The organism is Nostoc sp., from assembly GCF_036916975.1.
Lineage (GTDB): Bacteria > Cyanobacteriota > Cyanobacteriia > Cyanobacteriales > Nostocaceae > Nostoc.
Genome location: NZ_JBALFF010000081.1, coordinates 70,689 through 82,514 on the forward strand (window position 1 = coordinate 70,689; position 11,826 = coordinate 82,514).

General features: G+C 41.3%; 11 protein-coding genes. 7 read left to right on the forward strand and 4 right to left on the reverse strand.

Annotated elements, in window-relative coordinates; all coding sequences use genetic code 11:
• The first annotated feature begins 97 nt into the window (after positions 1 to 97).
• Together V7K73_RS20875 and V7K73_RS20880 are read left to right on the forward strand one after the other, a co-directional pair.
• Positions 98 to 670, forward strand: a complete 573-nt coding sequence (locus V7K73_RS20875) for a Uma2 family endonuclease (RefSeq protein ID WP_334882646.1) — start codon at positions 98 to 100, stop codon at positions 668 to 670.
• A gap of 212 nt (positions 671 to 882) precedes the next feature.
• The gene (locus V7K73_RS20880; protein WP_334882648.1) at positions 883 to 1,455 is read left to right on the forward strand and encodes a Uma2 family endonuclease; all 573 of its coding nucleotides are present in this window, start codon (positions 883 to 885) and stop codon (positions 1,453 to 1,455) included.
• Positions 1,456 to 1,668: 213 nt separating this feature from the next.
• Here the strand turns inward: V7K73_RS20880 and V7K73_RS20885 are convergent, their stop codons facing one another.
• The gene (locus tag V7K73_RS20885) at positions 1,669 to 2,622 is read right to left on the reverse strand and encodes a LysR family transcriptional regulator (RefSeq protein ID WP_334882650.1); all 954 of its coding nucleotides are present in this window, start codon (positions 2,620 to 2,622) and stop codon (positions 1,669 to 1,671) included.
• A gap of 104 nt (positions 2,623 to 2,726) precedes the next feature.
• On the opposite strand from V7K73_RS20885, the gene V7K73_RS20890 reads away from it, so the two are divergent.
• Complete coding sequence (locus V7K73_RS20890; protein ID WP_334882673.1) at positions 2,727 to 3,617, forward strand: aspartoacylase; 891 nt, start codon at positions 2,727 to 2,729, stop codon at positions 3,615 to 3,617.
• A gap of 121 nt (positions 3,618 to 3,738) precedes the next feature.
• On the opposite strand, the gene V7K73_RS20895 is transcribed toward V7K73_RS20890, so the two are convergent.
• Entirely contained in the window at positions 3,739 to 4,845 is a 1,107-nt protein-coding gene (locus V7K73_RS20895; RefSeq protein WP_334882651.1) for a peptidylprolyl isomerase, read from the reverse strand.
• Between the two features lie 187 nt (positions 4,846 to 5,032).
• Between V7K73_RS20895 and efp the strand changes: the two genes are divergently transcribed.
• The 3 genes from efp to V7K73_RS20910 all read left to right on the forward strand — a co-directional run bounded on the left by efp (position 5,033) and on the right by V7K73_RS20910 (position 6,679).
• A complete protein-coding gene (gene efp, locus V7K73_RS20900; RefSeq protein ID WP_334882653.1) occupies positions 5,033 to 5,590 on the forward strand; it encodes an elongation factor P in 558 nt (185 codons plus the stop codon).
• A 108-nt stretch (positions 5,591 to 5,698) separates the two neighbouring features.
• Complete coding sequence (gene accB, locus V7K73_RS20905) at positions 5,699 to 6,256, forward strand: acetyl-CoA carboxylase biotin carboxyl carrier protein (protein WP_334882655.1); 558 nt, start codon at positions 5,699 to 5,701, stop codon at positions 6,254 to 6,256.
• 75 nt (positions 6,257 to 6,331) lie between these two features.
• The gene (locus V7K73_RS20910; protein WP_334882657.1) at positions 6,332 to 6,679 is read left to right on the forward strand and encodes an ArsR/SmtB family transcription factor; all 348 of its coding nucleotides are present in this window, start codon (positions 6,332 to 6,334) and stop codon (positions 6,677 to 6,679) included.
• Between the two features lie 85 nt (positions 6,680 to 6,764).
• On the opposite strand, the gene V7K73_RS20915 is transcribed toward V7K73_RS20910, so the two are convergent.
• Together V7K73_RS20915 and V7K73_RS20920 are read right to left on the reverse strand one after the other, a co-directional pair.
• Entirely contained in the window at positions 6,765 to 7,394 is a 630-nt protein-coding gene (locus tag V7K73_RS20915; protein ID WP_334882659.1) for a GerMN domain-containing protein, read from the reverse strand.
• A 1,336-nt stretch (positions 7,395 to 8,730) separates the two neighbouring features.
• Entirely contained in the window at positions 8,731 to 10,077 is a 1,347-nt protein-coding gene (locus V7K73_RS20920; RefSeq protein WP_334882661.1) for an NAD(P)/FAD-dependent oxidoreductase, read from the reverse strand.
• 839 nt (positions 10,078 to 10,916) lie between these two features.
• On the opposite strand from V7K73_RS20920, the gene cysE reads away from it, so the two are divergent.
• Positions 10,917 to 11,669: a serine O-acetyltransferase gene (gene cysE / locus V7K73_RS20925; protein ID WP_334882664.1), complete on the forward strand. Its 753-nt coding sequence runs from the start codon at positions 10,917 to 10,919 to the stop codon at positions 11,667 to 11,669.
• Positions 11,670 to 11,826: the final 157 nt, after the last annotated feature.

Here is an 11,826-nt window from a genome sequence, read left to right on the forward strand (position 1 = left end):
AATCGGTTTTCCGTGTTGCAAAATTACAAAATTACTAAGAAAACTAATGATTTGTTTTAGTCTTTAAGATAAGGGTATCGTCTAGGAGTCAGTTGGGATGGTAACAACACCAGTAACTAGTATCACATTTGAGGAGTACTTAACCTATGATGATGGTAGCGATTTCCATTATGAACTGGTGGATGGCAAGCTAGAGCTAATGAATCCACCAACTATTGAACATTTCCTGATTGTCGATTTTTTGGATATTGCCTTGAAAGCAGAAATCAAACGTTGTAGCTCTCCTTGGCTGAGTTTTCGGGAAAGTGGGGTGAGAACGGGTAGAAATAAATCTAGGTTGACTGATTTGTGTGTAGTGACAGTGGAACAAGCCAGAGAATTGTTGAATGCCTCAGCAGTATTTGAGTCACCGCCGTTACTAATTGTTGAGGTGGTAAGTCCAGAGTCGGTGAAACGGGACTATCGCCATAAGCGCTCTGAATATGCGGCCTTAGAGGTTCCTGAATATTGGATTGTAGACCCACTAGAAGCAAAAATTTCGGTGTTACTACTGGAAGATGGATTTTATGAAGAAACAGTTTTTACAGCCACTCAGCAAATAGTATCACGGGTTTTTCCCGAATTAGCGATCGCAGTTGATCAGGTGTTCACCGCCGGGAATCTGAGTTAGGGGAGTTAGAAGCTAGAAGTTAAGAGTTAGTAATTATTCTCCCTCATTTCCCTACAACCATCATTTCTAATACTCCCATCTGGCATGATAGTGTTGCACAAAATAGCACCCTTCAGTCTACGTTCACTCAAGTACTTAGCCCCATCAAATTGGCGTTGCTGAGGTTGGTATTGTAAGTTTAAGATCGGGGTATCGTTTAGGAGACAGTTGGGATGGTCAGTACACCAGTAACCAGCATCACCTTTGAGGAGTACTTAATCTATGATGATGGTAGCAGTTTCCATTATGAACTGGTGGATGGCAAGCTAGAGCTAATAAATCCACCTAATATTGAACATTTTCTGATTGCCAAATTTCTTGAGCAATTACTAGATGCAGAAATCAAACGTTGCAGCTTACCTTGGCTGAGTTTTCGAGAAAGTGGGGTGAGAACGGGTAGAAATAAATCTAGGTTGACTGATTTGTGTGTAATGACAGTGGAACAAGCTAGAGAATTATTAAATGCCTCAGCAGTATTTGAGTCACCGCCGTTACTAATTGTCGAGGTGGTCAGTCGTGAATCAATTAAACGAGACTATCGCCATAAGCGCTCTGAATATGCGGCCTTAGAGGTTCCTGAATATTGGATTGTAGACCCCATGAAAGCAAAAATTTCAGTGTTACTACTGGAAGATGGATTTTATGAAGAAACAGTTTTTACCGCCAACCAGCAAATTGGATCGCGGACTTTTCCAGAATTTAATATTGCAGTTGAAGAGGTGTTGAATGCAGGTAATCTGGGCTAAGTAGGTAGGCAAGATAAAACCAAACTATGTAACGAAAAATAAAATCTCTGTATTTGGCTCGTAGTTGCGCTTTAGCGCTAAAGCGCAACTACAAGCGAGTGATGATTATTTGCGCCCACTTACTTAGTAGATCATAGATAGTAGTCTTCTTTCAATCGTGATTAGACTAAAAATTCCTCAGCGATGCTAAGTTTAAAAATATTGAAGATAAATTCATGCTAAATTCCCAATCACTTCAAGGAAATTCTTCAAAATTATAGATCCATTATCACTTCGCCAAACAGCAACGATTTCTAATACTGGTGATTGTCCTTGTATAGAACGATAGACTACACCACTTCGTTGAAGATTTTGTACGTTTGCCGGAAGTAGTGAAATCCCCATTCCACCTGCAACTAAACTCAGAACAGTTGATATCCATGCTGCTTCTTGTCTTACTTTTGGCTGAAAACCTGCATCTACGCAAAGCCGATTAATTTGATCGCGTAAGTTATATAACAAGTTATGTGGTGGTAAGATAAATTGCTCATTTGCCAGTGCTGCAAGTGAAATGCTAGTTCGCCTTACGAAACGATGGTTTTCCGGTAAAACAATGACCAGCGATTCTTGGAGAATACGCGTAAAAGTCAAAACATCATCATTATTGCTCTTGATATTTTGTAAATTATGCAGATGAAAGAAACCTAAATCCAGTTGTTGGTTTCGCAACTTCTCAATTTGGTCATAGGAAGCTATTTCCTGTAACACCAATTCTACTTCTGGAAACTTCTCATGAAATGCTCGGAGGATATCGGGTAGTTTGCTGTTGGCGATGGATGTATTGATTCCTATAGTTAATCGTCCTTTCTCACCACGACTTAACCGTTGACCTGATTCAATTGCTCGTTCAACCTGACTGAGAATTTGACGCGCTTCTTGCAAAAACTCATTTCCAGCATCTGTTAATTTTAACGGGCGCTGGTTGCGATCAAATAGTTGAAATCCAATTTTTTTCTCCAGCCACTTGATTTGCCTACTCAAAAATCCCTGATCGATTTCCAGATATGCAGCAGCGTTGGTAAATCCCTGCTTCTGGGTTACAGCGATCGCATACTTTAGGTGACGCAGTTCTAGTTCATCCCAATTTGACCATTTGTGAGAGCCTAAAGATTCTTGTTTTTTCAGCATTATGACCTTTGAGTCATGGAATGTTGCATAAACAAGGTGATTATATCATGGTTTTCCAAGATATCTTCAGAGCAATACAGCCACTTGCAATTAGGGAAGCAGAAATGAAACTTAACAGCCAAATCAATCGAGTATTGATTGGAGGTGGAACTCATGGGAACGAGTTTACTGGAGCATACTTGATCAAACTTTTTGAGCAATTTCCTGAGCTAATTCGTAAATCCAATTTTGAAACACTGACCTTGTTGGCTAATCCTAAAGCATTTGCAGCAGCAAGACGATACATTGACAAAGATTTAAATCGGTGCTTTCTGCGTCAAAATTTAGAGGATTCAACACTTTCTGCTTATGAGGATTTACTAGCTCAAGAGATTGACCATCTGTTTGGTCAAAATGGTAAAACTCCTGTTGATTTTATCTTGGATTTACATAGTACAACTGCCAACATGGGTGTAACCATTATTATCGATAATGAGCAACCCTTCAATCTGCAATTAGCCGCCTATCTCAGTTATCTTAATCCTTCAGTCAAGGTTTATAGTTCTGGAAACTCTGGTCGAGGTGAGAATTCGCTGCGATCGCTTGGCAAATTTAGCGTTGCTATTGAGGTTGGCTCTGTTCCTCAAGGTGTTTTGAATGCAGATATTTTTCTGAAAACTGAAGCCATAATTTACACAATTTTAGATTATTTAGAACTGTACAACCAGCAAAAAGTACCACCGTTCCCAAATACTCTTATCTTCTACAGATATATAGAAGCAATTGATTATCCGAGAAACGAACACGGAGAAATTAAAGCCATGATTCATCCTCAGCTTCAGTTTAAAGATTATGAGGCTTTAAATCCAGGTGATCCTATGTTCTTAACATTTGATGGTCAAACAATCCTTTACGAAGCAAACTCAACTACTTATCCTATTTTTATCAATGAAGCAGCTTATTACGAGAAAAGTATTGCAATGTGTTTAACCGAAAAGCATCAGATCGCAATCTAGAAAGGTTTGTTTTACGCAAAATTTAAATTTTTAGAAGCATAAAAAATTAATTATTACGTTCGATTTAAAAAAAACATCAATATATTTTAGATTTTGGATTCAATCCAAAATCTAAAATATATTATGCTGCTTGCGGCTCAACCAGATTTTCTATTCCCTGAACGACTGTTGCCGATTCAATTTTGTCACCCGCTTTCAGTTGATCCAAAACCTCTTTTCCTTCGGTGAGATAGCCAAAAACGGCATAACGACCATCCAATAGGTTGCGTCCGGCGGGGGTGAGTTCTGGTTCAAAGAGGAAGAAGAAGAATTGTGATGAACCACCATTTACTTCACTTTCAGGACGAGCCATCACCACTGCACCAAAAGCAGAGAAAGGTAGAACTGGCATATCAACGTAACGACCAGCTTCTTCTAGTGTAATGCCATAGGTAGGTGCTTTATCGCCTTGAACTAAGACTTCTAACGGAATAGCGCGATATTTGCCCGTTGTTGGGTCAATAAAACCTACATCTTTGCCAGCAGGATCTCCAGTTTGCAAAAAGTAAGATTCTTCAGAACGGGTAAATTCTAAGCCATTATAAAAACCCCTCTGCACCAAATCTACAAAATTCCCAGCAGTGATAGGGGCGCTATAACCATCTACTACAAGGGTCAAATCGCCTTTGTTGGTTTTTATTTCTACAGTGGCGCGACCTTTAAGTTGTGGCAGGTTACTGTACTCAGTAGGCACTTCAAAGGGGAATTGTTTCACCATTGACTCTTCTAGCCCAGTAACGAGATTCAGAAGTTTGCCTCTCTCTTGAAGAATTTGTTCTTTATCTTTACTCTTCGCCAATTCTTCTAATTTACCTACCCCAGATTTCAACTCGGTAATCCAAGCCTCGGCTTGGGGTTGGCGTTCTGCGGGAACGCTTGTTAAGATTTGGGAGGGTTTATCGAGAATGCGGGATGCTTGGCTGATGTCTTTGGAAATAGCACCCCAGCGTCGATTAGCCCGCAGTTGGGCAGAGATGTCCTCTAAACTGGCTTGTAATTGCCGTACAGGTTTGTTATCTATCGGGAGTGCATACCGCAACAAAGCTTTGCCGTCGGTAATTGCATTGCCTGCGGGCAGTGCGGCGCTACTAGAGGGAGTCCACCCAGCTGTAGTTATGCCTAAAAATATTGTTACCAGCAGTATTGCCATTAGGCTGTTCTTCAGCCACGATTTTAATAAGTTAAGCATGGGATAACTCAAATGCAGCATTAGATTATTGACTGGACGTAACCCATCAATAATCTTCCCACGTTAAGGGCGGAGGATAAATGACAAATGACTAATGACAAATGACTAATGACTAATGACAAATGCCCAATGACGACCCTAGAAGGGTACAATAAATGCCGATTGTCTTCCAAAATTTGAAAGTTTCATGATCTCCAGTAACGACTTTCGACCCGGTGTTTCAATTGTATTAGATGGGTCTGTATGGCGGGTGCTAGAATTCCTGCACGTCAAGCCAGGTAAAGGTTCCGCCTTTGTCCGAACTAAGTTAAAAAATGTCCAGAGTGGCAGTGTGATGGAAAAAACGTTCCGAGCCGGGGAAACGTTGCCGCAAGCCACTCTAGAAAAAAGTACGATGCAGCATACCTATAAAGAGGGCGATGAGTTCGTCTTTATGGATATGGAAACCTACGAAGAAGGCAGATTAACCCGCGCCCAAATTGGCGATCGCGTCAAATACCTCAAGGAAGGTATGGAAGCCGAAGTGATTAAGTGGGGCGACCAGGTGCTAGGAGTAGAATTGCCTAAATCTGTGGTTTTGGAAATTGTACAAACAGATCCAGGTTTAAAAGGTGACACTGCCACAGGTGGCTCAAAACCAGCAACTCTGGAAACTGGCGCAGTTGTGATGGTTCCTTTGTTTATTTCTCAAGGAGAACGCATCAAAGTTGATACTCAGGAAGATAAATATATCAGCAGGGAATAACTTTCATCTCTACAAAGATGCAAGTCCCGATTTAAATCCCTACATAGGGATTAAATCCCTGCGACACTTAAGATGCTCATTTACGGATAGGTCGAGGTAATAAAAACTGTGCCATTGGACTTTAATGAAATCCGCCAACTACTAGCAACTATCGCCCAAACAGATATTGTAGAAGTGACGCTCAAAAGCGATGATTTTGAACTAACAGTCCGTAAAGCTGTCAGCGTCAGCAATCAGATGTTATCGGTAGGTCAAGCGACCTTCGGCGGTGTGGTGGGTTCTGGCTCGACATCGGGTTCATCTGGGGGAAACCAGGTGAACACGAGTCAGGTAACGGAGGTGTCCACATCTCGTGTGTTTGAGAATACTGGTACTAGCACACAATTGCAGTTGTCAGTAAATCCCCCCTCAATTATTGACCAAAGATTAGTAGAAGTGCCTTCCCCAATGGTGGGAACGTTTTATCGCGCTCCGGCACCTGGGGAAGTGGCATTTGTGGAAGTGGGCGATCGCATCCGCAAGGGTCAAACTGTCTGTATCATTGAGGCCATGAAGCTGATGAATGAAATCGAAGCCGAAGTCTCTGGACAGGTGATGGAAATTCTTCTGCAAAATGGCGACGCTGTAGAATATGGTCAACCTTTGATGCGAATTAACCCTGATTAAGTATTAATCTATATATGAAATGAGTCATCCCAAATGAGTCATCGTTAAAACTTCAGTCCTTGCGGGTTAATCCTGATGAAACAAACGTTGCCTTTACCGCCAGAAGTGGTGCAACAAATAGCTGAATACTTCAGTCTGTTAAGTGAGCCAATGCGCCTGCGCCTGCTCCACTTATTACGGGATGAAGAAAAATGCGTGCAAGAGTTGGTAGAGGCAACACAGACTTCTCAGGCAAATGTGTCAAAACACCTGAAGGTAATGTGGCAAGCAGGTATCCTTAGCCGCCGCAGTGAAGGAACTTGTGCCTATTACCGGGTGGAAGATGAAATGATTTTTGATTTGTGTAATCGGGTTTGCGATCGCCTTGCCACAAGGTTAGAACAGCAAGCCCGTAACTTTCGTGTGTTAAATAGCAAACGGTAATTATAAGAAAGTTATGAGTTATGAGTTATGAGTTATGAGTTATGAGTTAAAACTCCTCTCTCCTAACTTGTAACTCCTAACTTTTTTAAAGCTGATAATTTTTCTGAAAGCTTTCACGAGTTAGTGGCTGTTGTAACTCTAAACCTTCACCGCCTAAAACATCCAACGGTTTGCCGTTCACGTCAATGTACACTTTGGCTTTGGGATTTAAAGTTGTCGCAGTGTAAACAACTTGTCCGACTCGACCCATCATTGATGTGCTTCCACCACCACTGGTAAAATCTTCAGATAAATTAACGTGAACCTCATCATTTTCTGTCTTCAGTCCCAAAAGTTTGGTTCCTTTGGGGATAGTTGTAGAATCTGTCGTCCCTTCTGTAGGGCCTGCTAACAAACTTTGGAAAGCTGCTTCTAATGGCTGGTTGGGGCGTATAGAAGCGACTCTAACAGGCTGGGGGACTAAAGAAACATTTTTGTCCGTTGGTCTGAGCCAATAAACGTTAGGGCTTTGCTCATTAGCTGGCTGCTTAGTTGATGGCTCCTTAGTTGATGGCTGTGGTGGTTGAGCGATGCGCCCAGAGGGGTTTGCTGGTGTGGGAGTATTGCTGGAGTGTGTAGTAAACCAAGCCACACCGCCACCCACGGCTACAACCACTGCTGACACGGCTGCAATTGCGCCTGAAGAAATACGATTAGATCCTTGTTGGCCTTTCATGTTCAAAACCTTCCTGACTGAGGGCTGATATGGTAATTATGTGAGGAGCAGCCTGGTTAAGGACGATACTTATAACTGAAGAGTTTCCCGCTACCTGGAGGAGGCGATTATTTTTAATTCTGCAAGTCCCTGATTTAATTTTAGAATTTCTATTTCTACTCTGTCACCTGCCAAATTATGTAAATCTCATTCTTTTTGGAGATGATTGATCAACCTATCCCACTAATACAAGAATGTGGTAATCTACTTCTGACTGAAGTTGGGTATATCATATCGTGTCTCGTTAAAGACTTATCATTAAGACCGTAGTTCTTGCTGGAGGAAAGAGAGTTTTCCGTTGCAAAGATGTGCTAACTGTAACTAATTAGCTAGACTACCACTGACAAGCGTTTTGCCATCTGGGCTATATTTGGTTTTGTTAATTTCTAGCCAGTTGCAGAGCGGGAACTGAACTCTGTTGAGTGCTGTATCAATTATGTAGAGCTATTCTACAGCACTCATTTGACAACTGGCATAGCTGGGACACCAGAAGCGGGAAGTTTTGCCCTATCCCTCGTACAACTTCTTCACTGTCCCATTGTGTTGATATCTCTATTGAAACTGCAACTCGAAGTCATGAGATGCCAAATTGCCAAAATTGCTTAGAGCGGTATTATGTCCGTTTAAATGCAAGTCATATCAAATCCGGTAGCATCTGAATGATTAAAAAACCGCTCCAGACGTAGAGGGCGCAGAGGGAGAGGAAAGAGCAATAATTCTTATACAAACGGATTTTATATTATTGCGAGCGGAGCGTGGCAATATCAAAACCTTGCTATTGCTTCATTTGGCTTAGGAACAAGAATTAAATAATATACAATTTATATCGCTAAATTACCTCACCCTCAATCCCTCTCCTTATAAAGGAGAGGGAAGTTAGATAATTGATCAGGAGAGGGAAGTTAGATAATTGATCAGGAGAGGGAAGCTAGATAATTGATGAAGTTTTGCATTTTATTTAACTAGTTCCGTGGGTTTAAGTCCCCCAGTTCTAAAACCGACAAGTAATGCGATTGGGGTTAAATCCCACGTTGTAATGCGAGTCGGAAACCGTCCCCACAACAGCACTCTTCATTACAAAACAAAATTGACGAATTACGAATTACGAATTACGAATTATTTAATCCACGTTCCTTAGTTACATTCGCAATGACATACCGTAAATGATTGACCGAACATGATATTATTCCCATATTCTTTTGCAGGAACAGCTAATCTTCGCGCAAGATTTGCCACCACACGGCACTCATCACTCCAATAGCCCCTTGTAGCATGATTGACTATATGATACCTGAAGTTACAGAGGTGTCACAGAAGGCTGTTGCACGCTATTGTTAACAGTTTTTGGTTCTACAATAGCTTCTCGGCCTGTAATCAATCTAGAGCGACGATTACGAGTGATATAATTCCACGCCCACTGAAATACTACTAGTAATTTAGTGTCAAACTCGATTAAGAAGTAGATGTGAACTAATAGCCAAAATGCCCAAGCAAGGAAACCTGTGAGTTTGAGGAAGCCTAAATCTACAACAGCTAAATTTTGCCCAATCATCGCCAAACTACCCACATCGTTGTAATGAAATTGTGGCAAAGTCTTACCTTTAAGCCGTTGTTGAATTAGTTTACCTACATACTCTCCTTGTTGTTTAGCTACGGGTGCAACACCAGGTAAGACTTTACTATCTTGGTGGGAGAAGTTAGCTAAATCTCCAATTACGAAAATGTTGTCATAACCCTCGATAGACAAGTCAGGTTCTACAATTACACGCCCAGAGTAATCGCACTCTACACCTGTACTTTCTGATAATACTTTCCCCATTGGAGAACCTTGGACACCTGCTGCCCACAATATAGTTTTTGAGGCAATTTCTGTAAATTCATTGCCTTGCTTGAAAGTAACGATATCACCTTCAATATTTGTCACCCTGGTGTGAGTGTGGAGTTCTACACCCAACTTTTGCAAAGCTATTGCTGCTGATGCCGATAACTCTGGTGCAATGTGTGGGAGGATGCGAGGGCCACCTTGTAATAGTAAAATTTTTGTTTCTGAGGTGTTGATGCTGCGGAAATCTTCTTTGAGAGTTTTGTATGCCAACTCAGCGATCGCACCTGCTAATTCTACACCAGTCGGGCCACCCCCCACAATCACAAAATTCAAAAAAGCCCGGCGTTTTTCTGGATCGGTTTCTTTTTCTGCTGCTTCAAATGCGCCAAATATCCGGCGACGCATTTCTATCGCATCTTCCACAGTTTTTAAGCCAGGAGCAACTTTTTCCCAGTTATCTTTACCGAAATAGGAATGGTTCGCACCTGTGGCAACAATTAAGGTATCATAAGGTACTACTTCATCACCCAAAATAACTTGTTGCGCTTTTGGATCGATATTATTTACTTCTCCCAACAACACCTTTGTATTCTTGCTTTTGCTAAATACAGATCGCAATGGTGCGGAAATATCGGAAGGTGATAGCGTACCTGTGGCAACTTGATATAAAAGCGGCTGAAATAGATGAAAGTTACGTTTATCAATGAGAGTAACATTTACATTCGCTGCATTCAGACCCTTTGCTGCATACAGTCCACCAAAGCCACCGCCAACGATTACAACCTGATGTGGTGCATTATTTTCAAGTGAGACTGGCATAAGAAATATTTCCTTGTGTTAAGAGCTTGTAACTATTCTTAACAAAGATGTAACAGCATTATGATGGAGGTTGCTGTTTATTTAGAACAATTGAAAAAATCACGAAAGTAGTCAAAGTTAGTTTTTACCCCCCAGGGCTATTTCATTCTATTTTTACGACAGTTTTTAGGAATCTTTTTGAAAAAAATAAGAATTTAAACCGGATATAAGTTGAGAACCGTAGTTTTTGCCCTCACCCTAAATCCCTCTCCCATATATGGGAGAGGGACTTTGAAATTCTGGCTCTTTTTCTGCCAATACCGTTCGGATAAGCTTTTGAGGCTTTTGAGGAAAGAAACACATCTATATAATAAGATATTCACTATGAGCGATAACTATATTTTGAAACGTATATATACATACAGACAGCAAATCCTAAAATAAAATAAAGAAACCTGTGTTTTGCCTAATCAAATAATAGGATAATAATAGTAGTAGCATATACAGAAAATCGATTTCTAGCCTCATCAAACTCATATTTGAGTATATCAGAGTACAGCTTAATATATTGCAAAATATATTGATGAAATGTTTGCAAAGACTTACAGGTAAAGTTTCTTGTAGCGAGTACAGAAATTCTTAACCCCTGCCCCAAAAATACTAGTACCCCCATCGTTAAATACTAGCGCCCCTACCCCAAGATAAATTTTAAGTTTATCTTGAGTGGGGGTTTGGGCGTTTGAGTACAACCTTAATCAATCCAATAAATCCAATCAGCATTGGGTTTTGTATCGAGTTGGGAGTCGGCTGATATAAGCATAAAAATAGCAGATGACTCGTTTACCAGATAGACATTACCGATGCGACAGTCTTTAGACAATACTAGCGATAACCAGACTACCAAAACGCAGGATTCTGCACAACATACATCCAGGCTGAAAAATCTCCACTCTGGCGCTTTTTTTGAGCCACTATTGAGTGATTATCGCATTATTTTTGAGCGCGACCCAGCAGCACGTAATTGGCTAGAAGTGGTGTTTTGCTACCCTGGATTGCACGCGCTATGTTTGCATCGTCTTGCTCACTGGTTACATTGTCGAGGAGTCGGTTTTATCCCCCGTTTAATTTCTCATTTGGGGCGATTTTTGACGGGAATTGAAATTCACCCAGGTGCAGAGATTGGCCAGGGCGTGTTTATCGACCACGGAATGGGGGTTGTGATTGGCGAAACTGCGATTGTGGGCGACTATACACTAATTTACCAAGATGTCACCCTTGGCGGAACTGGTAAAGAGACTGGTAAGCGTCATCCCACAGTGGGTAAAAATGCAGTGATTGGGGCGGGTGCGAAAGTTTTAGGTAATCTGCAAATTGGCGATCGCGTCCGTATTGGTGCAGGTTCCATTGTCTTGCAAAATGTCCCTAGCGATCGCACAGTCGTAGGAGTTCCCGGCCGAATTATTTCCCAAAATCAAAACGCTAGCCTTTCTCCTTTAGAACATGGAAAGCTACCCGATGTGGAAGCAACCGTGATTCGTTCTTTGCTCTGGCGCATTGAAGAACTGGAAAAACAACTGCAAAGTTTAAGACAAGAGTTAGGAGTTTGGAGTTAGGAGTTAGAAGTTAGGAGTTTGGAGTTAGGAGTTAGGAGTTTGGAGTTAGGAGTTTGGAGTTTGGAGTTAGGAGTTAGGAGTTAGGAGTTAGGAGTTAGGAGTTAGGAGTTAGGAGTTAGGAGTTAGGAGTTAGGAGTTAGGAGTTAGGAGTTAGGAG

Coding starts and splice junctions, on each gene's coding strand:
- V7K73_RS20875 (WP_334882646.1), top strand. CDS start 98: ATGGTAACAACACCAGTAACTAGTATCACATTTGAGGAGTACTTAACC.
- V7K73_RS20880 (WP_334882648.1), top strand. CDS start 883: ATGGTCAGTACACCAGTAACCAGCATCACCTTTGAGGAGTACTTAATC.
- V7K73_RS20885 (WP_334882650.1), bottom strand. CDS start 2,622: ATGCTGAAAAAACAAGAATCTTTAGGCTCTCACAAATGGTCAAATTGG.
- V7K73_RS20890 (WP_334882673.1), top strand. CDS start 2,727: ATGAAACTTAACAGCCAAATCAATCGAGTATTGATTGGAGGTGGAACT.
- V7K73_RS20895 (WP_334882651.1), bottom strand. CDS start 4,845: ATGCTTAACTTATTAAAATCGTGGCTGAAGAACAGCCTAATGGCAATA.
- efp (WP_334882653.1), top strand. CDS start 5,033: ATGATCTCCAGTAACGACTTTCGACCCGGTGTTTCAATTGTATTAGAT.
- V7K73_RS20910 (WP_334882657.1), top strand. CDS start 6,332: ATGAAACAAACGTTGCCTTTACCGCCAGAAGTGGTGCAACAAATAGCT.
- V7K73_RS20915 (WP_334882659.1), bottom strand. CDS start 7,394: ATGAAAGGCCAACAAGGATCTAATCGTATTTCTTCAGGCGCAATTGCA.
- V7K73_RS20920 (WP_334882661.1), bottom strand. CDS start 10,077: ATGCCAGTCTCACTTGAAAATAATGCACCACATCAGGTTGTAATCGTT.
- cysE (WP_334882664.1), top strand. CDS start 10,917: ATGCGACAGTCTTTAGACAATACTAGCGATAACCAGACTACCAAAACG.